This window comes from Exiguobacterium sp. SH1S21, from assembly GCF_004337175.1.
In the GTDB taxonomy this organism is placed as follows: domain Bacteria; phylum Bacillota; class Bacilli; order Exiguobacteriales; family Exiguobacteriaceae; genus Exiguobacterium; species Exiguobacterium aurantiacum_A.
The window spans coordinates 37480-62418 of record NZ_SJUY01000005.1; the positions used below are offsets into that span (position 1 = coordinate 37480).

The window sequence follows — 24939 nt, forward strand, 5'->3', positions numbered from 1 at the left end:
GCCGCGGCGAACCTCCTTTTGTTTACCCTTGTTTCTTCTCTTTCACCGCTGTCCGGATTGACAACTCTTCGAGTTGTGCGTCCGCGACCGGGCTTGGTGCTTGCGTCAACAGACAGCTCGCCGAAGCCGTTTTCGGGAAGGCGATCGTGTCGCGAAGGTTCGAACGACCCGCGAGGATCATGACGAGACGGTCGAGACCGAGCGCGATACCCGCGTGCGGCGGTGTGCCGTATTCGAACGCTTCGAGTAAGAAGCCGAACTGATCGACCGCTTCTTCTTCTGTGAAACCGAGCAGTTTGAACATCCGCTCTTGGATGTCGCGCTCATAAATCCGTTGTGATCCGCCACCGAGCTCATAGCCGTTCAAGACGAGGTCATAGGCGAGCGCGCGTACGCTTGCTGGGTCCGTCTCGAGAAGATGGAGGTCGTCACGATTTGGCATCGTGAACGGGTGGTGATTGGCGTAGAAACGTCCGTCTTCTTCTTCGAACGTGACGAGCGGGAAGTCCGTCACCCAGAGGAAGTTGAACTTCGACTCGTCGATGAGACCGAGCTCATGACCGAGTTTGACGCGAAGCGCGCCGAGGCTGTCGGCGACGACAGTCGGTTTTGCCGCCACGAACAAGAGCAGGTCGCCCGCTTCCGCGTTCGTCGCTTCGATTAATTTCTGCGCGTACGTCTCGTCGAAGAACTTGGCGATCGGTCCGTTCAAGCCTTCAGTTGTCACTTTGAGCCATGCGAGTCCTTTCGCGCCGTAGACGGCCGTGAACTCTTGAAGCTTGTCGATGTCTTTACGCGAGAACTTGTCGGCCTCGCCTTTCACGTTGATCGCTTTGACGTGTCCGTTTGACTCGAGCGCCATATCGAACACTTTGAAGCCAGCGCCTGTAACGGCGTCCGCGACATCAATCAGTTCAAGACCGAAACGTGTGTCCGGCTTATCTGAACCGAAGCGGCGCATCGCTTCCGCGTGCGTCATCCGTTCGAACTTCGCTGGCGTGTCGGTACGACCGAGCGTCGCTTCCATCACTTGCGCCATCATCGATTCCATCATCGCCATCAAGTCTTCGACGTCCATGAAACTCGTCTCGATGTCGACTTGTGTGAATTCCGGTTGACGGTCGGCCCGAAGGTCTTCGTCACGGAAACAGCGGGCGATTTGGAAGTACCGGTCAAATCCGGCGACCATCAAGAGCTGTTTGAACAGTTGCGGTGATTGCGGGAGCGCATAGAACTCGCCACCGTGGACACGGCTCGGGACGAGATAGTCACGCGCGCCTTCCGGTGTCGACTTCGTCAAAATCGGCGTCTCGACTTCGAGGAACTCTTCTTCCGTCAAGAAGTTACGGATCGTGTTCGACGCCTTCGAGCGGAGACGGAACGTCTCTTGAAGCGCCGGACGACGAAGGTCGAGGTAACGGTACTTGAGACGAAGGTCTTCTGAGACGTTTTCCGCCTCGTCACCGATTGGGATCGGCGTCATCTTCGCCGCGTTCAAGATGTTGATCTCTGAGGCGATGACTTCGATATTCCCTGTCGGCATGTTTGGGTTTTTATTTTCACGTTCGAGGACGGTCCCTTTGATGTCTAAGACGTATTCGCTGCGGATCGACTCGGCGAGCTTGTGCACGGCCTCATTTTCCGGGCGTACGACGACTTGGACGATGCCTGTGCGGTCACGAAGGTCGATGAAGATGAGTCCTCCGAGGTCGCGGCGTTTTTGGACCCAACCTTTCAATTGTACTTCTTGGCCGATCAGTGACTCTGTCACGCGGCCGTTCATATGTGTGCGTCCGATCATTGTCCTGCTCCTTCCGATAGTTCACGAATTTTGTCTGCGACGGCCGAGAGTGGCACATCGACTTGTTCTCCAGTTGCCATGACTTTGAGCGAAGCCGAGCCGCGTTCGACTTCATCGTCTCCGAGGATGACGGTGAATTTCGAATTCAAGCGGTCGGCTTGTTTAAATTGGCCTTTGAATTTGCGCCCGAGGTAATCACGATCGGCTTTGAACCCTTCCATGCGGAGGAGTTGCAACAAGCGCGTCGCCGTCGTCTCGACGTCCTTCCCGCCTTGGGCGACGACGAAGACGTCTAATCCCGTCTCGAGTTCAGGGAGCACGTTCTCATTCTCAAGCGCGAGGATGAGCCGTTCAAGTCCGATGCCGAAGCCGATACCTGGCATATCCGGACCGCCGATATCTTGGACGAGGCCGTTGTAGCGCCCACCGCCGCAAAGCGTCGTGATCGCGCCGAAACCTTCTGCTTCCGACATGATCTCAAACGCCGTGTGCGTGTAGTAATCGAGGCCACGGACGAGTGTCGGGTCGACCTCGTAGGCGACACCGAGCGCGTCCAAGTGCTCGAGCACTTTGTCGAAATACGCTTTCGACTCTTCGTTCAAAAAGTCGAGGATCGACGGTGCCGACTTCATCGCCGGGTGATCGCGATCGACTTTACAGTCGAGGACGCGGAGCGGGTTTTGGTGCAAGCGCGTCTGACAGTCCTGGCACAATTCGTCTTGGACCGGTTCGAAGTGACGGATGAGCGCTTCGCGGTGGGCGTTGCGGCTCTCCGCGTCACCGAGCGAGTTGACGACGACTTTGATTTTTTGTAAACCGAACGATTTGTAGATCGTGTAGGCGAGGCTGATCACTTCGGCGTCGACGGCCGGATCACTGCTGCCGATCGCCTCGACACCGTACTGGTGCAACTGGCGGAAACGGCCTTTTTGCGGACGCTCGTAACGGAACATCGGTCCCATATAGTACAGCTTTGTCGGTTGATCGGGACTGCCGAACAGTTTGTTCGTGACGAAAGCGCGAACGACCGAGGCCGTTCCTTCCGGACGGAGCGTGTACTCGTCCTTGCCTTTTTTGACGAGCGTGAACATCTCTTTTTGGACGATGTCCGTCGTCTCGCCGACGCTGCGTGTGAACAGGTCCGTCGTTTCAAAAATCGGTGTGCGAATCTCTTTATAGTTGTAACGGGCGCTAATGTCGCGAAGTTTCTCTTCGACATACTGCCACGTCTCGACCGTGCCCGGAAGCAGGTCTTGTGTGCCGCGTGGTGCTTTCATCAAAATTCCCTCCTTAGAATACAAAAAGGCCCTCGTCCGCAAAGGGACGAGAGCCTGTTAAAGTTTCCCGTGGTACCACCCTCGTTGCAGAGCCAAAATCGATACTCTGCCACTCGAAATCGGTTAACGCCCGATGAAACGGCTTCCCCTACTAAACGTTCAAGGAAGCACCTCCAAAGTGTCGTTCGGGTCATCATCCAGTCGATGCTTTCAGCCTCGGCATCGCTCTCTTTGCTGGTGGGGTGACCGTACTTCTCTTTATCGTAGGTGTTAGGTTATATGGTTCATGATGCCGAATTTTGGCGCCTTCTGTCAAGCGTTTTTTTCAAGCATGAGTGTGACCGGGCCGTCGTTGACGAGCCCGACGTCCATCATCGCCCCGAACTTTCCGGTCTCGACGACGAGTCCGTGCGTCCGCAGGCGGTCGTTGAACTGTTCGTAAAGACGTTCGGCGATGTCGGGTTTCGCAGCCTGCGTGAACGCGGGACGGCGGCCTTTCGACGTATCGCCGTACAGCGTGAACTGCGACACTGACAACACTTTGCCGGCGACGTCTTGAATCGACAAGTTCATCTTCTCTTCCGCGTCTTCGAACACACGGAGCCCCGCCACTTTATCGGCGAGCCAGTTCACTTCCTGCTCGGTATCCTCATGGGTCACCCCGACGAGGAGCAGATAGCCGGTGTCGATTTGTCCGACCGTCTGTTCATCGACTTTGACAGATGCTTCCTTCACTCGTTGCAACAATACACGCACTTAAAATCTTCCTTTCGTTACGTCATCATGACTCGGCTGACCGAGTATACGTCCGAGATCTGTTTGATCCGGTCGACGACTTTTTGCAAATGGTTCACGTTCGGAATCGAGATAGTCATCGAGATGCGGGCTTGTTTATTCGTGTCCCCGCGTCCGCTCACCGCCACGATGTTCGTGTTCGTCGCTGAGACGGCTTGAAGGACGTCGTTTAACAGTCCAGACCGATCGTAGCCGGTGATCTCGATATCGACGTTGTAGTTCTTCTCTTTCGCTTGACCGACTTCCCACTCGACCGTCAACAAGCGTTCAGGATGTTGCTCGTTAATGATGTTCAAGCAGTCTTTCCGGTGAATCGAGACGCCACGACCACGGGTAATATAGCCGACGATCTCATCACCCGGCACCGGGTTACAGCACCGGCTCATCCGGATGAGCATATTGTCGATCCCTTTGACCGAGACGCCGGCCTCGGCTGTCTTCTTCTTCGGTGACTGGCTGACTTTTAGTTCGTTGATCGCGTCAGACAGTTCGAGTTTCGGCTCTTTCCGTTGCTTCTCCGTCAACTTGTGCGCGACTTGGGCCGCGGTGATACCGTGATAGCCGACGGCGGCGTACATCTCTTCCTCGTTCCCGAAGTTGAACTTCTCGACGACAATGCTGATCGACTGGTCATCGATGACTTCTTTCGGTTCGAAGCCGAGCTTCTTGATTTCGACGTCGACGAGTTCTTTGCCTTTCTCGACGTTCTCTTCACGTTGTTGGCGTTTGAACCATTGACGGATCTTATTCTTCGCCTGACTCGAGACGGCGAGTTTGAGCCAGTCCTTGCTCGGCCCATAACTATGTTTCGACGTGATGATCTCAATGATGTCACCCGTCTCAAGTTTATGGTCGAGCGGCACCATGCGTCCGTTCACTTTCGCACCGGTCATCCGATGACCGATCTCAGTATGGATGCGGTACGCATAGTCGATCGGGACCGAGCCTTTCGGCAACTCGAAGACGTCACCTTTTGGCGTGAAGACGTACAACATGTCGCTGAAGAAGTCGACTTTGAGCGACTCCATGAACTCTTCGGCGTCGGTCGTATCTTTTTGCAGCTCTAAAATTTCACGAAGATGGGCGATCTTTTCATCAAACCCGTTCGTCGCGACGTTTTTGCCTTCTTTATAAGCCCAGTGCGCGGCAATCCCGAACTCGGCGATGAAGTGCATATCTTTCGTCCGGATTTGCACTTCAAGCGGCTCACCCTTCGGTCCGATCACCGTCGTGTGAAGCGATTGATACATGTTCGGTTTCGGCATGGCGATATAGTCCTTGAAACGACCCGGCATCGGCTTGTACTGCGTATGAATGATCCCGAGGACAGCGTAGCAATCACGGATCGAATCAACGATGATCCGGACCGCCATCAAGTCGTAAATTTCATTGAACTCTTTATTATGCTTCACGATCTTATTGTAAATCGAGTAAATATGTTTCGGTCGACCGTTGACATCGGCTTCGATACTCACTTCATCGAGCACGGCGTTCACTTCGGTGATGACCGATGAGACGAGCGCTTCACGCTCTGTCCGTTTCTGTTTCATCATCGAGACGATCTTATAGTATTGCTGCGGGTTGATATAGCGTAACGAAATATCTTCGAGCTCCCACTTGATCGTCGAGATCCCCATCCGGTGCGCGAGCGGCGCAAAGATTTCAAGCGTCTCCTCGGCTTTTTGGACTTGCTTCTCTTTCGGCATATGCTGCAACGTCCGCATGTTGTGCAAGCGGTCGGCGAGTTTGATCAAGATGACGCGCACGTCTTCAGCCATCGCGATGATCATCTTACGGTGATTCTCCGCGAGTTCTTCTTTCTTCGACTTATACTTGATCTTCCCAAGCTTCGTCACACCATCGACAAGCATGGCGACTTCAACCCCAAATTCGTCAGTTAGATCTTTGAGCGTGACATCCGTGTCCTCGACAACGTCGTGCAACAAGGCACCGACAATCGTCGTCGCATCTAAGCCGATGTCGACGAGAATACCGGCCACTTGCACCGGGTGCAAAATGTAGGGTTCACCTGAACGTCTGAACTGACCGGTATGATGAAGTTTTGCGTATTCGTAAGCGCGTTTCACTTCGGCAACATCATGCTCATCCATATACTTCCCGAGCGCGTCGAGAAGATCCTCAATACTTACGATTTGTTTTTTGGTCATAACATTCGACACCCTTTTTCTTACCGCTCCCAACGTCTCGGATTCGTCGCAGCATGGTAGTAGTTTGCGTACAAGTTGTTCTATTTTTTATTACCATTATCAAAAAAATCTGACGAACTGTCAAAGGTTGTAGGTTGTTTTCCTCAAAAACTATTCAAAAAACGGGAAGCATGAGCTTCCCGTTTCCTCAGTCTTCGTAGCAGATGAGTGAGAACACGTCGTATCCTTCGAGACGTTCGCGTCCACCGAGGCCGTCGAGTTCGATCAAGAACCCGATTCCAGCAACGACACCACCGAGTTGTTCGATCATTTTGATCGTCGCTTCGATTGTGCCACCCGTCGCCAGTAAATCGTCGAGGATGACGACTTGCTGACCTGGCTTGATTGAATCTTTGTGCATCGTCAAAATGTCCGTGCCGTATTCAAGACCGTACGATACGCGAACCGTCTCGCGCGGTAACTTGCCTTCTTTACGTACCGGGACGAAGCCGAGTTCGAGGGCGTAAGCCGCTGGGCATCCGACGACGAATCCGCGTGCTTCTGGTCCGGCGATTAGTTCAGCGCCACGTTCCTGCGCGTAGACGATCAATTCGTCGACCGCTTTTTTGTAAGCTGGTCCGTCTTGCATAAGCGACGTGATGTCTTTAAAGCTGATGCCTTCTTTCGGGTAATCCGCTACTTCTTTAATATGCTGTTTGAAATCCATTTTATGTGTAAGCCTCCTGCATCTTGTTCGATCGCAATGATTGTAACCGCTCTTTCAGCTCTGCCAACGACGCATAGACGAAACGTTCTTCGAGTTGTTCTCGTCCGACGCGACGTTTGTAACAAGGCGCTTCGGTCAAATCACGTTTCGGTGCTTCTGGATTCACTCCAGGCAGTCCGTCTTCCATTGTAACAAGAAATTCGAGTTCAGAGAATACTTGATGCATAAATTGAATCGTATTTTTTGTCCATTTTCGTTCAATTGACAAACGAATCAAGTTTTCACGCAGGTGTTTCCGTTCGCACGTGGCCATATGGACGTAATACGTTCGGAAATCTTCCCGGCTCGGCAATTTCTCGAAAAACGAATTACCCGCTTGGCCGAACGCGCAATAGACGCGCTCGACGTCTTCGTTTAGCAGGTCGGACAGCGCCGTCTCGTCGTCCGGTAAATCGAGCAAGACGACGAACCGTTTGACCGGCGTTTTGAAATCGTGGAGTGAAAATTCGTTCGACTCGTCTCTGAACGACACGTACGATGTCGCGTCACTCGGAAGCTGTCTCAATTCATCAATCGAGTTTTTCTTGCCTCGATAATCGAACACTTGGAACCCATCGACACGGATGTCTTGGATCATGAGTTGCGGCTTGCGCATCCCGTTCCATTCGTTCACTTGGAGACTCCCCATGACCGAGACGAGTGCCATCTTCGAGATTTCTGAGACGACGTGACCGAACCCGAAGCCGATGCCGTCGAGTTCGCGCTTGTATCCAGCAAGTTGGACTTTAAGGTGCGTGTTGTCGCGCCCGATTTGACGGATATCGCGCAGTTTCGCGTCCGCGACGACGACGCGCGGTGACGGGTTGCCCATCCCAAACGGGGCGAGCTTGCCGATTTCTGCGATCAAGTCGAGCGATACGTCACTGACGTCGAGCTTCAAATCGACGTTCACGCGGGCGACGAACGTCTCGTCCGGAATCGATTCCGCTTGCTCGTTCAAGCGTCGTCTCAGCTCCGCCACATTCTCTGACATGAGCGTCATCCCGGCCGCTGCCGGGTGTCCCCCGAAGTGCGGGAGAATATCTTCGTTTTTAGAAAGCTCTTTAAATAAGTCAAAACCATCGATCGAGCGGCCCGAACCCTTTGCTTTCCCCGTCTTCGGATCGTGGCAGAGCAGGATGACCGGTCGATAGTACGCCTCGACGAGACGTGAGGCGACGATTCCGACGACACCCGGATTCCAACGTTCGCTCGCGACGACGAGGACGCGGTCGTCCGTCATCGATGCTTCGACGAGTTCGGTCGCTTCTTTCGCGATCGTCTTGACGATGTCTTGACGCTCTTTGTTTTGTTTATCGAGTTGATTCGCTAAGACGAGTGCTTCTTCGACACTTTCGGCGAGCAGCATCTGGAGGGCTGGCATCGCCGAGTCAAGTCGTCCGGCCGCATTGATGCGGGGACCGAACGCGAAACCGACCGACTCTTCGTTGAGCGTGCTGTCCGTCAAGGCACACACTTCGCGCAGCGCTAAAATCCCGGGCCGCTTCGACTCATCGAGCGCCTTGAGACCCAGCTTAGCGAGCAGACGGTTTTCTCCGTCGAGCGGGACGAGATCGGCGATCGTCCCGAGGACAGCCAAGTCGAGCAGCTCGTCAGGCATCCGCCCGAGCACGGCGTGTGCCACTTTAAGGGCGACTCCGGCTCCGGCGAGCTTGTCGTATGGATACGACGGATCGATGTGTGGATGAATGATCGCAAACGCGTCAGGTAGCGTCGCTTTCGGCTCGTGGTGGTCGGTGATGATCAAGTCGACGTTCAGTTCTTTCAACAACGCCGCTTCTTCGATCCCCGAGATCCCGCAGTCGACCGTGATGACGAGCGTGAACCCTTCACTTGCCGCCCAACTGAACGCTTCTTTGTTCGGCCCGTAGCCTTCTGTGAACCGGTTCGGGATATAGCACTCGGCCATGACCCCGATCTCAGTCAACGCATGCCACATGACGGCCGAGGCACTGACCCCATCGACGTCGTAATCCCCGTAGATGAGCACCATCTCGCCTTCGTCAGCCGCTCGCTTCAAGCGTTCGACGACTTTCGGCATCTGCTCGAACAAGTTCGGGTCGTGGAACTCGAGTTCGTCCTCGATCTGGAGGAACGCCTTCGCTGCGTCAGGCTCTCGATGGCCCCGTTGCGTGAGCAACGTCGCGAGTTGTTCCGATATATTTAGTTCTGTCTGTAGTTGTTCGATCGCGGCCGCATCCGTCTCCGGATACACCCACCGTTTCTTTGCATGATACATATCCTTCACTCCAATCAACTGTTGATTATATCAGAACGGAGACGTGTTTTGCCGTCTTGACATATGAAAAAGGTCCTCCGAACGAATCGGAAGACCTTGTCATCACGCCTCAGGGGCGGGTGTGGCTTGTTTCTTTTTATTGATTGTTAATTTTTTGAGCATGAGCCAGAGGTATGACGCGATGAAGATCGATGAGTACATCCCCATGACAAGTCCGATGAGAAGTGCGACCGCGAAGCCGCGAATCGACTCGGCTCCGAAGATGTACAAAGCGAGCGCCGTCACGAGTACGGTGATGACCGTGTTGACCGAACGGACGATCGTCTCTTGAATCGACGTGTTGACGATATCGCGGTAGACGTCCATCGACTTGATCTTCCGCTCTTTTTCGTACGCTTGAATATTCTCGCGCACCCGGTCGAACGTGACGATCGTATCGTTGACCGAGTACCCGATGATTGTCAAGATCGCGGCGACGAAGTACAAGTTGACTTCGATCCCAAAAATCGAGAACGCGACGATCATGAAGAACGCATCGTGCAACATCGCGACGACGGTCGCGAGCGCATACGAGAATTGGAATCGGAACGTGATGTAGAGAATGATCCCGAGCGACGCAAGAGCGACCGCATAGACGGCGTTACGGGCGATGTCGCGACCGACTTCGGCTGATACGGTACTAATATTCGGATCACTTCCAAACGTTTCCGTAAATACAGTTTTAACTGAAGCGACTTCATCCTGGCTGAGCTGACCGACGAACGTCACGTTCGCAAGCGACCCGCCATCGGCATATTGAATCGAAGAAATTGACTCGTTGACGCCCGCTTCTGTAAAGGCGGCTTCAAGTTCTTGCTGTGACACTTGTGTCTCTGTCTGCACTTCGACACGCGTCCCTGACGCGAAGTCGATTCCAAGGTTTAACCCTCGGAAGAATAAAATACCGAGACCGATGATAACGATGGCACACGAGATGATGAACAGCGTGCGCATATGTTTCACATAATTTAATTCAGTGAGCTTAAAGTTCACGGATTTCACTCTCCTTCACACCAAACCAACCTTTACGTTTGTCGAACAAGCGACTAGCGACGAGGAGGTGCATCAAATAACGTGAGATGAAGACGTTCGAGATGAACGTCATCGCAATTGAGATCATGAGCATGATGGCGAACCCTCGAACCGAGCTTGTCCCGAAGTAGAACAACACAGCGGCTGAGATGAGCGTCGTCAAGTTGGCATCGATGATCGTACTGAGCGAACGGCGGTTACCGGCGCGAAACGCCGACAGTACCGACTTGCCTGAACGAAGCTCGTCTTTAATCCGCTCGGCCGTGATGATGTTCGCGTCAACTGCCATCCCGACCCCGAGGACGAGAGCGGCAATCCCTGGCAGCGTCAAGACGGCGTTGATGCCGTTGAAGAACAACATGATCAAATTGATATACAAGACGAGCGTGATGATCGAGACGAGTCCAGGTAAACGATAGAAGAACAACATGAACAAGAAGACAGCTGCAATCCCGATGAGCGAAGCGAAGACAGTCTTATCGAGCGCGTCTTGTCCGAACTGGGCTGATACTGACGTCGAGTAAATCTCCTCAAGCTTGACTGGAAGCGCGCCGGCGTTCAAAATGTCCGCTAAGCGTTGTCCGCTTTCAGCATCGATATCGCCGCCCGAAATGATCGCTTTGTCAGATAGGATTGGTCCGTTGACCGAAGCATCTGAGACGATTTTTGAGTTCTCTTTTTGAATCTCTTCTTCATATGAATCGCCTTCTTCAAAGTCTAACCAGATGACGAGACGGTTCTCAGGAGCCGGACGCTCTGCAATTTTCGACGTCACTTCGCCGAACTGTTCCGCTGACTGAAGCGTCAACTCGACGACCGGGTTTCCTTGTTGGTCATAACTGATGGCAGCGCCTCGCGGTGCGAGGTCCTTCCCATCGAGGAGGACGTTATCATCGATGTCACGGAACGTGAGCTGGGCCGTCGATGACAGCACTTCCCGCGCATCGTTCTGGTTCGATACGCCCGCGAGTTGGACGCGGATGCGATTCTCGTCTTCAATCCGGATATCCGGTTCAGAGACACCCAAGACGTTGACACGGTTGTTGATAGCGCGAACGGTTGCATTCATCGCCGATTGGTCGATGACATCACCATCTTCGAGTGGCTGGACTTCGTACAGCACTTCAAACCCGCCTTTTAAGTCGAGTCCAAGGTTCGTGTTCTTGACGACCCATGGCGTCGTGAACACGGCGAGCAAGATCGTTGCGATCATGATGACCGCAAAAATCGCGATATTCCCTTTTTTGTACATACGGCTATTTCCTTTCTAGATACGTGTTCTATATAAAACTTCTCCCGTTAACATTACAAATATTCTAAACATTTATCAATCGTTTTCCTAAAATTGTAACATCAACCTCGAGATTTTCTGGCTTTTTTGCCCGAACGACTAAAAGTTGCATTAGGGCAAAACTTGCGTTATGCTATGACTATCGAAAATATATCACGTTTGCAAAGGAGTCCTCTACAATGGATAGTACAATTATTTTCGCCTTTTTATTGACACTATTCGCTGGGCTCGCGACCGGGATCGGAAGCATGATCGCCTTCTTCGCGAAGCGGACGAACACAGCCTTTCTGTCAATCTCGCTCGGCTTCTCGGGCGGTGTCATGATTTACGTCTCGTTCATTGAGATCTTCCCGAAAGCGCTTGTCGAACTCGTCGGTGCCCATGGGGAAAAAGCTGGCACAATTTATACCGTGCTCGCATTTTTTGGAGGGATGCTCCTGATCGCTTTAATCGATAAGTTGATTCCCTCCCCTGAAAACCCGCATGAGGTCAAATTCGTCGAGACGATGCAAAACGATCCGTCGTCACAAGAACTGGCCACGACCGCAACCGCAACAGAGGGTGAGCCTGTGCCGTTAAATCAGGAGACAAAACAACGTCTTCACAAAATGGGTCTGTTTATGGCGCTCGCCATCACGATTCATAACTTCCCTGAAGGACTAGCCACGTTCATCTCCGCGCTCGACGACCCGGCCGTCGGAATCGCCATCGCGATTGCCATCGCCTTGCACAATATTCCGGAAGGGATTGCCGTGTCGGTGCCGATTTACTACGCGACCGGCTCGCGGAAGAAAGCGTTAAAACTCTCGTTCCTGTCAGGTCTTGCGGAACCGGTCGGTGCCATTGTCGGCTTCTTGATTTTGATGCCATTCTTGAACGATACGATCTTCGGTTTGTTGTTCGCAGCCGTCGGCGGGATCATGGTATTCATCTCGCTCGACGAACTGTTACCGGCCGCCCGTGAATACGGCCGAGCCCATCATGCGGTATACGGCATGGTCGCCGGAATGATGGTTATGGCAGCGAGTCTCGTTCTTTTAATGTGACTGTATTTAAAAACGTCCCCTCGACACGAGTCGGGGGGACGTTTTTGTCATTCATGTTGTTTTAAACAAGTGGACGAGATCTTTCAACTCGACCGACATATGGCTCATCGTCTCGGCGATGCCATTGATTTCTTGAATCGCGGCGAGCTGTTCTTCCACGTTCGCCCCCGCTTCTTCGACACTGCGTTGCGTCGAGACCGCGTTCGTCGACATGTCCTCGACCGAGACCGCGACTTCGGTCGTATTCGCACTGACTTCCTCTGTCGCCGCGGCAATTTCGCTCATCTGACGCGACGTCTCTTGAATGACCGACACGATTTCACGGAACGCCCCGGCGACTTCACCCATTTGGGCGACGCCGTTCGTCACATGACCGCTCGTCACGTCAAACGCCGCCTCAACTTGTTTCGTGTCGCGTTGGATATCGACAACGACCGCTTGAATCTTTTTAGCCGATTGTTTCGACTCTTCGGCGAGTTTTCGGACTTCGGCGGCGACGACCGCGAACCCTTTTCCATGCTCGCCGGCCCGCGCTGCCTCGATGGCGGCGTTCAAAGCGAGCAAGTTCGTCTGTTCGGTGATGGCCGTGATCGACCGGGTGATCTTTTCAATCTCAAGCGATTGGTTCGAAAGACGTTCGACCATCTGTTGGGTCAGGTCGTTGGCCCGTTGAATCTCTTGCATTTGACTCTCGGCCAATTGAATCGTCTCAAGTCCGCCGCTCGCAGCCTCAAGTGTATGAATCGTCTGTTCATTCACACCTTGGGAGGCGGTAGCGATTTGATTCAAGCCGGTGACGGCCTGATTGACGCCAGACGTCCCTTCCTCGGCGCGCTTGGCCGACACTTGGGCCGCGATATTCATGTCTTCGAACAGTCCAGCCACGCCTTGAGTCGTCGTCGCGACGTGGTCCGTGCTCGCGTATAGCTCTTCCGAATACGCCGTCACTTTATCCGAAGCCGCTCCGACCTGGCGGATCAACCCGACGAGGTTGTGTTTCATCTCGTTAAAGGCCGTCACGAGATCACCAAGCTCATCATTCGATTCGACGGCGATGTCTTCCCCGGTCAAGTCCCCTTCCGCGACGACTCGTGCTTCACGGACGAGACGGTTGATCGGTGTTAAGAACAGTTTTTGGAGCGCATAGAGCGACAACAGCCCGATGGCGACACCGATAATACTGATGATGATCATCCAGACGATTGAGGTGCCGGCGTTTGCTTGTACCGCCGCCGTCTCATCGTCTAGCATCTCCGCTTGATGGGCGACGAGATCGGTGACCGTCATCCGGACCCGATCGGTCGTCGGGGTCACGCTCGTGTTGAGTACCGTCTTGTACCCGATCTCATCTTGTTGTTGGCGCAGCTCGATGGCACGTGCCATATCGGTATCGAGCAGTTGATTGAACTTCTCTAAGTCCCCGAGCCAACTGAGCACTTTGTCGTCAGATGAAGACGCTTTGAGAGCGTCCATCAATTCGTCGCGCTTTTGTTGCGATGCTTCTAAACTGATCAGCGTCTTCGGGTTCGAGACGAGCAAATAATAGTTCAAATAGCGCTCGGCATCCGTGACAGTTAACGCTAAGTCTTCGGCGATCAACATGTCACGGAGACCTTCGTTCAACACCCGGTCGTACTCGGCAGTGGCATTTTTTAATTGGTAAGAACCGAGTGCGCCGACGAGGAGCAAGGCAATGATTGTCGGCACGAGCGCGATCGCCATCTTCCGTCGCATCGATGAACGACCTTTTGTTCGTTTGATCGACGAATGTCCTTTCAGTCGTTTGACGCGAGCCCAACCTTGCCAATTTTTAATCGGTTGTAATAATCGTTTAACGTCCATGTCCGTTTCCTCATTTCCAATTTCTTCTCAACTTGACATTAATGCAAACGTTTTCACTAATCAATTTTATTTTTGGAAATGAGGTCGATGATTCGATGAATTGACGAAGTTTGACAAAAAGCAGACACTTACTCTATGATACAAATCGTAACTATTACTATTTAAGAAGGTGGAAGCATGACTGATCTGTCAACACGGGTATTAATCATCGGCGCCGGCGTTCACGGTATGACCCTCGCTGTATCTTATTTAGAACAAGGCGGTGCGTTAGAAGAGATTCTGCTAATTGATGCTCACGATCAACTACTCAAGAATTGGAAGTCCCAAACCGCCCATATTGAAATGTCACATTTGCGCTCGACGCGCGTCCATCATATATCGTCCAATCCATACGCGTTGAAACAGTTCGCGGCTGCGAACGACTATGGCTCTCACCATTTCAAGGATACGTTCGGCCGACCGTCTTTAGCATTGTTCAACGATCACTGTGATCAAGTAATCGCTGACTTTAATCTTCGTTCTCGTTTTTTAGGCCATCAACCCGTCTCCTCGATTAAACGGTCCGGCAACGTCTACGAAGTGACGACATCGACTCGGCGGATTACCGCCGAGACGATCATCGTTTCGACCGGTCAATCGAGCTCGATGCATCTACCGGGCTTTGCAGACATCCCGACATGTCGACACATCTTTTCAGCTAACGATCAGCCGGAACAATCGAACGTTACCGTCGTCGGCGGCGGGATCACGGCGTTACATTATACGGTATCTCGTCATAGTAAAGGCCATGACGTCACGCTCGTGACGAAGCGCCCGCTCGAGGTGAGCCAGTTCGACGCCGACCGCAGTTTTATGGGTCCAAAGGGGTTACGCGCTTTTCATCAGTTGGAAGAAAATTGGATTGAGAAACGTGACTTCGTCAAGCAAGAACGAAAGCCTGGTACGTCCCCGAACGACCTCGTCTTGAAAGTGAAGCGGCTCGTGCAACTTGGTGAAATCCGACACATCATTGGAGAAGCGGTCCGTGACGGTGACCAGTTATTCGTCGACGGGATTGCGTTGCCGTCTGACGAGATCGTCTGCTGCACGGGGATCCGCCCGCTCCATCCGAAAGAGACGTTTTTACGGCCGCTCATGGAGCAGCTCGACTTACCGCTCACCCCATGCGGCACACCGGTACTCGACGCCTCACTCGCTTGGACGGACAATTTCTACATGACTGGCGCTTACGCCGACTTGATCGTCGGCCCGTTCGCTCGTGCCATCTACGGCGGTCAAGAAGGGGCTCGTCGTATCATTCCTCGCCTATTATCCGCACGAAAAAACGCCTGACCATATACTGGTCAGGCGTCATTTGCTTACTCAGCGAATGAAGAGTTTCCTTTTTTCGTCACTTCAGCAATCGCGCTGCGATTGAACTTGAGAAGTGCTTGGTCGCATTTCAATGTGACTTCTGTGTCTTCAATCTGATGGACGACACCGTGAAGGCCGCCAATCGTCACGACATGATCGCCACGCTCAAGCGCATTTTGCATCGTTTGTACTTGCTTTTGTCGCTTCGTCTGTGGACGGATCAACAAGAAGTAGAACACGACGAAAATAAGGATCATCGGTAATAGTGCTACGAGAGTTTCCATTTGTAGAATTCACCCTTTCCTTCAATATCAGGTTCATTATACCGTGAAACCGAATCGTTGTCACATAATCGCTGTCAGAGAATTAGAAATTCTTGGCGTTCGGTTTGTTATATCCATATTCTTCGAAGTACTCTTCTTTGAAATCGAGCAGACGGTCTTCGCGGATCGCTTGACGGACCTGTTCCATCAAATTCACGAGGAAATGAAGGTTATGCGTCGAGCAAAGGTGGAGACCGAACATCTCATCGGCACGGATCAAATGGTGCACGTATGCCCGTGAATAGTTCTTACACGTATAGCAATCGCACTTCTCATCGATCGGGCCAAAGTCCGTCTTATGTTTGGCGTGTTTGATCGTCACGCGACCTTTAGACGTCATGAGCGTGCCGTTACGGGCGATCCGTGTCGGCAAGACGCAGTCGAACATGTCGATCCCGCGAATCGAACCTTCAATCAACGCATCCGGTGATCCGACGCCCATCAAGTAGCGCGGCTTATCTTCCGGCATGAACGGTGTCGTGAACTCGAGCGCCCGATACATGACGTCTTTCGGTTCGCCGACCGACAAACCGCCGACCGCATAACCCGGGAAATCGAGTGAGACGAGGTCTTCGGCGCTTTGACGGCGAAGGTCTTCGTACTCGCCACCTTGGATGATGCCGAACAGCGCTTGGTCCTCCGGACGTTCGTGCGCCGCGAGACAACGTTCGGCCCAACGGCTTGTCCGCTCGACCGACTTCTTCATGTATTCATGCGTCGCCGGGAACGGCGGGCACTCATCGAACGCCATCATGATGTCCGCACCGAGCGCGTTTTGGATTTCCATCGCCTTCTCTGGTGACAAGAACAACTTGTCCCCGTTCAAATGGTTACGGAAATGGACGCCTTCTTCTTGAATGTTACGCAGGTCAGCGAGTGAGAACACTTGGAAGCCGCCTGAGTCCGTCAAAATCGCGCCGTCCCAGTTCATGAACTTGTGAAGTCCGCCCGCTTGCTTGACGACTTCGTGTCCGGGACGAATCCATAGGTGGTACGTGTTCGACAAGATGATGTTCGCACCCATCGCTTTCACTTGTTCAGGTGCCATCGTCTTGACGCTCGCCTGCGTGCCGACCGGCATGAAGACAGGCGTCTCGAACGAGCCGTGCGGCGTATGGACGATCCCGTGCCGCGCTCCTGATTGTTTACACGTGTGAATGTGTTCGTATGTGACTGCATGTTTGGTCATTTGTTTTCTTCCTTCCTCGTAATGAGCATCGCGTCTCCAAAGCTGAAGAAGCGGTATTCGTTTTCCACTGCGGTCCGGTAGGCGTGTAAGATGATGTCGCGTGACGCGAACGCCGAGACGAGCATGACGAGCGTTGACTTCGGCAGATGGAAGTTCGTGATCAGTCCATCGATCGCCTTCAACTCGACGCCAGGGTAAATAAAGATGTCCGTCCAGCCCGATGACTCGACGAAATCCCCGTGATCGCGCATGATCGTCTCGAGCGTCCGTGTCGACGTCGTTCCGACCGCGAAGACGCGGCCGCCGCTCGCGCGGACGTCACGGAGCGCCCGTGCCGATTGCTCGGACAGTTCAAAGTACTCGCTATGCATCGTATGCTCTTCGATCGTATCGGCCGTGACCGGGCGAAACGTCCCGAGCCCGACGTGAAGCGTGAGCGGGATCAAGTTGACCCCTTTCGCCTGGGCAGCCTCGAGCAATTCTTCTGTGAAATGAAGACCTGCCGTCGGTGCGGCCGCACTGCCGCGTTCGCGGGCGTAGACGGTCTGGTAGCGGTCTTGGTCGTCAAGCTGTTCGCGGATGTAAGGCGGGAGCGGCATCGTGCCGAGCTCGTCTAAAATCTCATAGAAGATCCCGTCATACTCGAACTTGAAGCGGCGTCCGCCTTCCGGGAGCTCTTCGACGCATTCGGCCCGGAGCAATCCGTTCCCGAATTCGACGATGGCGCCGACGCGGACTTTCTTCGCCGGTTTGACGAGCGCTTCCCAGACGTCATCTTCGGTCTGCTTCAAGAGCAGCAGCTCGACTTTGCCGCCCGTCTCTTGCTTCGCCCCGAACAGACGGGCCGGCAAGACACGTGAATCGTTGACAACGAGCGCGTCGCCTGCTTGTAAATAGTCGAGCACGTCACGGAAGTGGCGGTGCTCGATGTCACCTGTGTCCCGGTCGAGGACGAGCAAACGTGAGCTCGTCCGATCAAGGAGCGGGACTTGGGCGATCAGTTCTTCTGGCAAGTCAAAATCATAGTCGTTTACGTTCAATTGAATATCTTGCATCATTTACTCCTCTTCGTATCCAAAATGCGTCTTAGCGTATTGTGTGATCATGCGTCCTCGCGGTGTCCGCTGGAGGAAGCCTTGTTGTAACAAGTATGGTTCGTAGACGTCCTCGATCGTCTGGGCGTCTTCACCGATTGTCGCGGCGAGCGTCTCGAGCCCGACCGGACCACCGCCGAACCGTTCGACCATGGCCCGCAAGAGCCGATGATCGACCTCGTCGAGCCCGAGGGCGTCGACGTGCAGGCGATCGAGCGCACTCGATGCCATGGCTGGGTCGATTTCTTTCGTCCCTTCCACTTGCGCGAAGTCGCGAACCCGACGCAACAGCCGGTTGGCGATCCGTGGCGTCCCGCGCGCGCGTTTGGCGATCGCGCCGCTCGCTTCCGGTGAGATCGACAGTCGGAACAGCTGGGCCGTCCGGCTGACGATGGCCGCGAGTTCGTGCGCTTCGTAATACTCGAGCTTGAGCGTCACCCCGAAACGGTCACGGAGCGGGGCCGACAACATGCCGGCCCGTGTCGTCGCGCCGACGAGCGTGAACGGTGGCAAGTCGATGCGGACGCTGCGCGCCATCTCGCCTTGTCCGTAGACGATATCAAGGCAGTAGTCTTCCATCGCCGGATACAGGATCTCTTCAATCGTCCGGCTGAGCCGATGGATCTCATCAATGAACAGGACGTCCCCCGGCTCGAGCGTCGACAGGATCGCTGCTAAGTCACCTGGGCGTTCGATGGCAGGGCCGGCTGTCGTCTTGATGCCGACACCCATCTCGTTGGCGATAATTTGGGCGAGCGTCGTCTTCCCTAGACCAGGTGGCCCGTAAAGTAGGACGTGGTCGAGCGTCTCGCTTCGCATTTTTGCCGCTTGGATAAAGACGGATAAGTTCCCTTTCGCCTTCTCTTGTCCGATATACTGCTCGAACCGTTGCGGACGCAGGCTCCACTCTTCAGAGTCTTCATACTGTTGGTGGGATTGTGACAACAATCGTTCGTCCATAGGTTCCTCCTTATTTCAACAACAATTGCAGGGCGCGCTTTATGTAAGCGTCTGTCGTCAATATTTCTGAATTCAGTTCTTTACGGACACGTGTGATCTCACGTTCCGAATAACCGAGGGCGGCGAGCGCTTCACACGCTTCGTCAAGTTCTGACGAGCCTTGTGCGAACAGGCCTGTGTTCGGCACATAGTCCGGTGCGAGCTCTGACAACTTCCCTTTTAAATCGAGCGCCATTTGTTTGGCCGTCTTCTTGCCGACGCCCGGGAACTTCATCAAGTACTTCTCGTTCTCGGTCTCGATCGCGTCAATCAACGCGTCCATGTCGCCCGAGGCGACGATGGCGAGCGCGCCTTTCGGTCCGATGCCGTTGACGCCGAGCAGTTTATTGAACAGTTCGCGCTCCCGGCGTGACCGGAAACCGTATAGCGTCTGTTGATCTTCTCTGACGTAATGGTGCGTAAACACGATTACATGTTCGTCTTGTTCACGATAAAAAAACGGGTTAGGCACATGTACTTTGTAGCCGACGCCCGAAACATCCAACGTTATATATTCCGCACACACGTAGGCGACGGATCCTTTTACGAATTCAATCACTTTGTTATCTCCTCTTCATAGGAAAACTGCATTCATTGTACCATAGAAAACGCCGTGAAAAAAGGACAGGCAATCGCCTGTCCGTTATCTCGCTAACATCCGCTCGAGGGCGAGCGTTGCCCATTTCGTCGTTTCCTCATCGACACGAATGATGTTGACCGGATCCGTCTCGAGCGTCTCGAGCGCCCACAAAAGATGCGGCAAATCGATGCGGTTCATCGTCAGACACGGACACATGTACGGGTTGAGAGAGACGATGTCTTGCTCGGGATGCGTCATTGCTAGTCGATTGACCAAGTTCATCTCCGTCCCGACGGCCCACTTCGCTCCCGGCGCGCTCGCCTCGATCTGGTCGATGATATACGACGTCGAACCGGCCTCGTCCGCCGCCTGCACGACGTCAAACGTACACTCGGGATGGACGATGATGCGTCGTTCCGGGTCATGCTTCCGCAACGCCTCGATTTGGGCGACATTGAACTTCTCGTGGACCGAACAATGCCCTTTCCAGAGGATGACCCGTACGTCTTCGATGTCGCCCTCGTAGTCGAGACGCTCACGAAGCGGGTCCCAGACAGCCATCGCCGCCAGCGGTATACCGAGATCAAACGCCGTGTTGCGCCCTAAGTGTTGATCTGGTAAGAACATAATCCGTTCGCCAGTCTCGAGTGCCCAACGGACGATGTCGTGGGCGTTTGACGACGTGACGGTCGCGCCGCCGTTCTTTCCGACGAACGCCTTGATGGCTGCCGTCGAGTTGACGTACGTGATCGGGATGATGTCGTCACCGAACAAGTCGGTCAATTCCTCCCAAGCAATCTCGGTCTGGTCGATATCGGCCATATCAGCCATCGAGCAACCGGCCCGCATGTCCGGCAAGATGACGAGTTGATCGTCGCGTGTCAGCATGTCGGCCGTCTCGGCCATGAAATGGACGCCACAAAAGACGATAAATTCGGTCTCGTTCATCTGTTCGGCGAGTCGTGCGAGCTGGAGCGAATCTCCGGTCGCGTCCGCGAACTGGACGACCTCATCCTTTTGATAGTGATGTGCCGGTAGAAACAGCCGGCTGCCGAGCCGTGCTTTAATGGCTTCGATCCGCGCTTCCATCTGTTCGATCGTCATATTAGCGTATTGCGCTGGCATCGTTCCGAGTAACTGCATATTTGACCCCTCCTTTAAGATTTAAGCTACAATCGAGAGCCGTCACCGAATGCGTCAACTGTCCGACCGAGATGACGTCGACGCCCGTCCCGCGGTAGGCGGCGATCGTGTCGACGGTGATCCCGCCCGACGCTTCCGTCGTGATGTGGGACGGCACGAGCGCAACCCACGCCTTCAACTCTTCGGGTGACCGGTTATCGAGCATGATGATGTCAGGACTTGCCGCGATCGCCTCACGCAACTGCTCGATCGTCTCGACCTCGACTTCGATCGGTGTCGTATGCCCGTTTTGAGTTCTCGCCGTTTCGATGGCCTGCGTGATGCCCCCGAGTGCCGCGATATGGTTGTCTTTGATCATGACGGCGTCGTCGAGACGCAGCCGATGGTTGTATCCCCCACCACATCGGACGGCGTATTTTTCAAGCATCCGCAGTCCCGGCGTCGTCTTCCGTGTGTCGGTGACCCGGATCGATGGGTCGGCGAGCGCCTCGACACAGCGCCTTGTCAGCGTGGCGATGCTGCACATATGTTGCACGAGGTTGAGCAGTACCCGTTCCGTTTCGAGGAGCGTCCGTGTCTTGCCGCGTAAAGCGAACATGACGTCCCCTTTTTTCAAATCCGTCCCATCGTCAAGGCACTGTTCGACGACGAGCCGTTGCATCGCCGCGAGTTCCATTACGACGTCAACACCGGCGAAGACCCCGTCCGCTTTGGCGGTGACGACGGCTGTCGTCACGTCGAGCGAATTGATGAGTGCGCTCGAGGCGTCTCCAAATCCGATATCCTCATTTAGAAATTGTGCGAGCTGTTCGCGCAGTAACGTTCTGTTCATGGAACTCCTCCGTTCTCATAAAGGCGCGCGCTAAAATCCGGCCCGCCTCAAGTTGTAGTGTTCGTTCTGCCAATTGTCTTGTCACGTGTTTCGTCCGTGCCAGTTGTTGGGTATTTTCTAAGAAACTTCTCATTTCTCCAAACTCAGGCGAGATTGTCAGCCAGTTGCCTAATCGCTGACGATACGCTTGAAACGTCTCCTTCGATAACTCATAAGCGGTCACTTCAGTCATCGTGAACGACCCTTCTTCAAGTCGCACCGATGCGGCGACACGCTTTCCGAACACCCAGCATTCAAGTAGTGAATTAGAAGCCAACCGGTTCATCCCGTGAACACCCGTGTCGGCGACTTCACCGACCGCGTAAAGCCCGGCCACACCCGTCGACCCGGTTTCATCGACCCGCACCCCGCCCATATGAAAATGCAGACCCGGCCGGACCGGGATGCGAGCGACGTCGATCCGTTCGGCCTGACACGTCGCCCACAATTTCGGGAACCGGGCCGCAATGTCTTTGACGCGACTCGTATCGAGATAGACCGGGCCGCAGTGACGCGTGAGCACGGCCGCCACTTCATCACGGGGCGCCAGACTGCCTAGCGGATGGTGCCACATCACGTGACACCCGTCCTCATCGACGAGTTCCGCGCCCTCACCTCGCAGCGCCTCGGTCACGAGGTGCGGCGTCTCGACCGCTAGCAGTGTCGGATGAAACTGGATCTCGGTCAAGTTGGAGAGTTCGGCACCGGCAGCGCTCGCCAAGACGAGTCCATCCCCCGTCACGGCCCGACAGTTCGACGTCCAATCGACGAGCCCGCCGATGCCACCTGTCGCCAAGACGACCGCGCCCGCTTGAATATGGATTCGTTCGTCACCTTGGAAACCGGTCGCACCGACGACTCGGCCGCCCGTTTTTGTCAGTCCGTCGATCAAGACGTGTTCCATCACTTCAACGTTTTGCGGGAGCCGTTCTCGTAACGTGGTCATCACATGACGTCCCGTCTCGTCACCACCGACGTGGTAGATCCGATGTTTCCCGTGGGCACCTTCTCGGCCGATCTTATACCCGGACTCGTCCCGGTCGAAAACGACACCGAACCGCTCCATCTCTGAAACGACACCACGGCCGTCCTCGACGAGCGTGACGACTCGGTCCGCTTGCGCCGTCATCTTGGAAGCGACGAGCGTATCGTGTGCGTGATCGAGACTCGACGGCTCCAAATATGAACTCGCGATCCCGCCTTGGGCGAGGTCAGAGTTCGAGGAGGTCACGTCACGTTTTGAGACGAGGAGAATGCGGTACGTCTCCGGCAAATGGAGTGCCACCGTGACCCCGGCCAACCCCGCCCCGATAATCAAAACATCGACTTGTTTCAACTGTAAAGACATCTGTATATCACCTGTATTTCATATGTAATGTTGACTTGTAAACTAGTTTCGCATAATTTTGTGAAGAAGACAACATGAGAAAAGGGGATACTTCGATGAACGGTTACTTTGACTACGCGGCGACACACCCGATGACCCAACCCGCCCTTGACCATTACGTCGCCATGGCTAAAGGCGTCCCCGGCAATCCCTCGTCGCTTCATACGCATGGGTTCATAGCCGAGGACTATTTGACAGAGGCGCGCCGGCTCGTCAAGCAGGCGCTCGGTCTCGATATGCTGAGAGGGAAGCTGTTGTTTACCGGGAGCGGCTCGGAAAGCAATTACATCGCGCTGACGAGTCTGCGCAAACGCATGAAAGGCAGCGAGGTCATCACGTCCTGGCAAGAGCACGACTCGGTCTCGCTCCTTCTCGACGAGTGGGAAGCTGAAGGTGTAATCGTCCATCGCCTCAAGCTGAAAGACGGCCAGTTCGACCACGACAAGTTCCTCCACTTGCTCGATCGTGATATCGGACTCGTCACGTTTCAGCACGTCAACTCGGACACCGGCTGGGTTTTGCCGCTCCATAACATCCTCTGTAAACTTAAATATAAGAAAGTACTGCTCCATATCGACGGAGTACAAGCGCTCGGAAAAATACCGGTCTCGGTTGATGGGATCGACGCTTACTCGTTCAGCGCCCATAAAGTCGGCGGGCCGAAAGGGGTCGGCGGTCTCTATATGGAACGTCTGTTGCCTCCACCCTACTACCCGGGCCACCATCAGTACGGCATCCGTCCCGGGACGATCGACGTGCCCGGCATCTCTGCGTTCGTCAAGGCGTTCACCAATCGGCACGAGAATCGGACACGTCACGAAAGAAATTTCTTAGCGTTTCGTGCTATCTTGAAAGAGAAGACATCGTCACATGTTGACTGGCTCGAGTTCGACGACCAAAGTCCGGCCATCCTCTCATTCGTCTCGGACAAACGAGACGGCCAATGGTGGATGACCGAACTCGACACACTCGGCTTCCAAGTGTCGGCCGGCTCGGCTTGCCGGGCCGGTCAAAACGGACCGAACCGCATGCTCGAATCACTCGGCTATGAGACGAGCGCCTGCCACGGGCTCGTCCGGATTTCCTTCGGCGAACAGACAACCGCCGAAGCTACGGCGGCACTCGCCGATGCCATCGTCACTTTAGCAAGGAGAGTTGAACACCATGAACAAACGTTTAGCCGGTGAAGAACGCCGGCGCACTTTATTGGAATTGATTGAAGCGAGTACGGAACCGATCACCGGTTCCGAGCTCGCCCGCCGCGTCGCGGTCAGCCGCCAAGTCATCGTCCAAGACTTGTCGCTCTTGAAGGCGAAAGGCCACCAAATCGTCGCGACCGCTCGCGGCTACGTCTATCTACCCGGCGAGGCGTCACCGTCCGCCTACACACGAAAAGTCGTCTGTCGGCACGAAGCCGAGGACATGGAGGCCGAGATGAACGCCATCGTCGACGAAGGTGTCACGATTCGTGACGTCATCATCGACCACCCCGTCTACGGGTCGCTGACTGGTCAGTTGATGGTGAAGAGCCGGCGCGACGTCCGGGCCTTCCTCGAACGCGTCGAGGCCAACCAGGCTGCCCCACTGTCCCATTTGACGGGTGGGCTGCACATTCACACGCTCGAAGCCGACAGTGCGGACGCGATTGATGCCGCCGTCTCTGAACTTGAGCGCCTCGGCGTGCTCGTTTCCGAACTCGACTAA

21 protein-coding genes and 1 other annotated feature are annotated in these 24939 nt (G+C 54.4%); of the genes, 4 read left to right on the forward strand and 17 right to left on the reverse strand.

The window, feature by feature from the left end; translation table 11 throughout:
• Positions 1-22: 22 nt before the first annotated feature.
• From aspS to secD, 8 genes are all read right to left on the reverse strand, one after another.
• Complete coding sequence (aspS, locus tag EVJ24_RS08235; RefSeq protein WP_131440896.1) at positions 23-1801, reverse strand: aspartate--tRNA ligase; 1779 nt, start codon at positions 1799-1801, stop codon at positions 23-25.
• Positions 1798-3078 carry a histidine--tRNA ligase gene (hisS, locus tag EVJ24_RS08240; RefSeq protein ID WP_131440898.1) on the reverse strand — a complete coding sequence of 427 codons (1281 nt, stop codon included), beginning with the start codon at positions 3076-3078 and terminating at the stop codon, positions 1798-1800. The genes aspS and hisS overlap by 4 nt, the downstream gene beginning before the upstream one ends.
• Before the next feature lie 39 nt (positions 3079-3117).
• Positions 3118-3352 (reverse strand) — a binding site (T-box leader).
• Positions 3353-3390: 38 nt separating this feature from the next.
• Positions 3391-3834, reverse strand: coding sequence for a D-aminoacyl-tRNA deacylase (gene dtd, locus EVJ24_RS08245; protein ID WP_131440900.1), 444 nt, complete (start codon positions 3832-3834; stop codon positions 3391-3393).
• Between the two features lie 17 nt (positions 3835-3851).
• Positions 3852-6041, reverse strand: a complete 2190-nt coding sequence (locus tag EVJ24_RS08250; protein WP_131440902.1) for a RelA/SpoT family protein — start codon at positions 6039-6041, stop codon at positions 3852-3854.
• 187 nt (positions 6042-6228) lie between these two features.
• On the reverse strand, positions 6229-6747 hold the full coding sequence (locus EVJ24_RS08255) for an adenine phosphoribosyltransferase (RefSeq protein ID WP_131440904.1): 519 nt from the start codon (positions 6745-6747) through the stop codon (positions 6229-6231).
• A 1-nt stretch (position 6748) separates the two neighbouring features.
• Positions 6749-9046, reverse strand: a complete 2298-nt coding sequence (gene recJ, locus EVJ24_RS08260; RefSeq protein ID WP_131440906.1) for a single-stranded-DNA-specific exonuclease RecJ — start codon at positions 9044-9046, stop codon at positions 6749-6751.
• A 102-nt stretch (positions 9047-9148) separates the two neighbouring features.
• Positions 9149-10078, reverse strand: a complete 930-nt coding sequence (gene secF / locus EVJ24_RS15550; RefSeq protein WP_131440908.1) for a protein translocase subunit SecF — start codon at positions 10076-10078, stop codon at positions 9149-9151.
• Entirely contained in the window at positions 10068-11369 is a 1302-nt protein-coding gene (gene secD / locus EVJ24_RS15555) for a protein translocase subunit SecD (protein WP_084813086.1), read from the reverse strand. The genes secF and secD overlap by 11 nt, the downstream gene beginning before the upstream one ends.
• 218 nt (positions 11370-11587) lie before the next feature.
• On the opposite strand from secD, the gene zupT reads away from it, so the two are divergent.
• Positions 11588-12454, forward strand: coding sequence for a zinc transporter ZupT (gene zupT / locus EVJ24_RS08275; RefSeq protein WP_071399453.1), 867 nt, complete (start codon positions 11588-11590; stop codon positions 12452-12454).
• A gap of 51 nt (positions 12455-12505) precedes the next feature.
• On the opposite strand, the gene EVJ24_RS08280 is transcribed toward zupT, so the two are convergent.
• Positions 12506-14296, reverse strand: coding sequence for a methyl-accepting chemotaxis protein (locus tag EVJ24_RS08280; protein WP_131440910.1), 1791 nt, complete (start codon positions 14294-14296; stop codon positions 12506-12508).
• A gap of 177 nt (positions 14297-14473) precedes the next feature.
• Here EVJ24_RS08280 and EVJ24_RS08285 point away from each other — a divergent pair, with 177 nt between their 5' ends.
• Positions 14474-15628 carry an FAD-dependent oxidoreductase gene (locus EVJ24_RS08285; RefSeq protein ID WP_131440912.1) on the forward strand — a complete coding sequence of 385 codons (1155 nt, stop codon included), beginning with the start codon at positions 14474-14476 and terminating at the stop codon, positions 15626-15628.
• A gap of 26 nt (positions 15629-15654) precedes the next feature.
• Here EVJ24_RS08285 and yajC read toward each other — a convergent pair whose 3' ends face one another.
• From yajC to EVJ24_RS08325, 8 genes are all read right to left on the reverse strand, one after another.
• Positions 15655-15933, reverse strand: a complete 279-nt coding sequence (yajC, locus tag EVJ24_RS08290; RefSeq protein ID WP_070327676.1) for a preprotein translocase subunit YajC — start codon at positions 15931-15933, stop codon at positions 15655-15657.
• An 82-nt stretch (positions 15934-16015) separates the two neighbouring features.
• Positions 16016-17161, reverse strand: a complete 1146-nt coding sequence (tgt, locus tag EVJ24_RS08295; protein ID WP_070327677.1) for a tRNA guanosine(34) transglycosylase Tgt — start codon at positions 17159-17161, stop codon at positions 16016-16018.
• On the reverse strand, positions 17158-18201 hold the full coding sequence (gene queA, locus EVJ24_RS08300) for a tRNA preQ1(34) S-adenosylmethionine ribosyltransferase-isomerase QueA (RefSeq protein WP_083274023.1): 1044 nt from the start codon (positions 18199-18201) through the stop codon (positions 17158-17160). Before queA ends, tgt begins: the two co-directional genes overlap by 4 nt.
• An 18-nt stretch (positions 18202-18219) precedes the next feature.
• Positions 18220-19215 (reverse strand): Holliday junction branch migration DNA helicase RuvB, encoded by a 996-nt coding sequence (gene ruvB, locus EVJ24_RS08305; RefSeq protein ID WP_071399448.1) that lies wholly within the window; start codon positions 19213-19215, stop codon positions 18220-18222.
• Positions 19216-19225: 10 nt separating this feature from the next.
• The gene (ruvA, locus tag EVJ24_RS08310; protein WP_070327680.1) at positions 19226-19813 is read right to left on the reverse strand and encodes a Holliday junction branch migration protein RuvA; all 588 of its coding nucleotides are present in this window, start codon (positions 19811-19813) and stop codon (positions 19226-19228) included.
• An 84-nt stretch (positions 19814-19897) separates the two neighbouring features.
• Positions 19898-20977 carry a quinolinate synthase NadA gene (gene nadA, locus EVJ24_RS08315; RefSeq protein ID WP_131440914.1) on the reverse strand — a complete coding sequence of 360 codons (1080 nt, stop codon included), beginning with the start codon at positions 20975-20977 and terminating at the stop codon, positions 19898-19900.
• Positions 20940-21809: a carboxylating nicotinate-nucleotide diphosphorylase gene (gene nadC / locus EVJ24_RS08320; RefSeq protein WP_131440916.1), complete on the reverse strand. Its 870-nt coding sequence runs from the start codon at positions 21807-21809 to the stop codon at positions 20940-20942. The genes nadA and nadC overlap by 38 nt, the downstream gene beginning before the upstream one ends.
• Positions 21763-23196: an L-aspartate oxidase gene (locus EVJ24_RS08325; protein WP_236637601.1), complete on the reverse strand. Its 1434-nt coding sequence runs from the start codon at positions 23194-23196 to the stop codon at positions 21763-21765. Before EVJ24_RS08325 ends, nadC begins: the two co-directional genes overlap by 47 nt.
• A 95-nt stretch (positions 23197-23291) precedes the next feature.
• Between EVJ24_RS08325 and EVJ24_RS08330 the strand changes: the two genes are divergently transcribed.
• Positions 23292-24422, forward strand: a complete 1131-nt coding sequence (locus EVJ24_RS08330; protein ID WP_236637602.1) for a cysteine desulfurase family protein — start codon at positions 23292-23294, stop codon at positions 24420-24422.
• Positions 24400-24939, forward strand: a complete 540-nt coding sequence (locus EVJ24_RS08335) for a transcription repressor NadR (protein ID WP_070327684.1) — start codon at positions 24400-24402, stop codon at positions 24937-24939. The genes EVJ24_RS08330 and EVJ24_RS08335 overlap by 23 nt, the downstream gene beginning before the upstream one ends.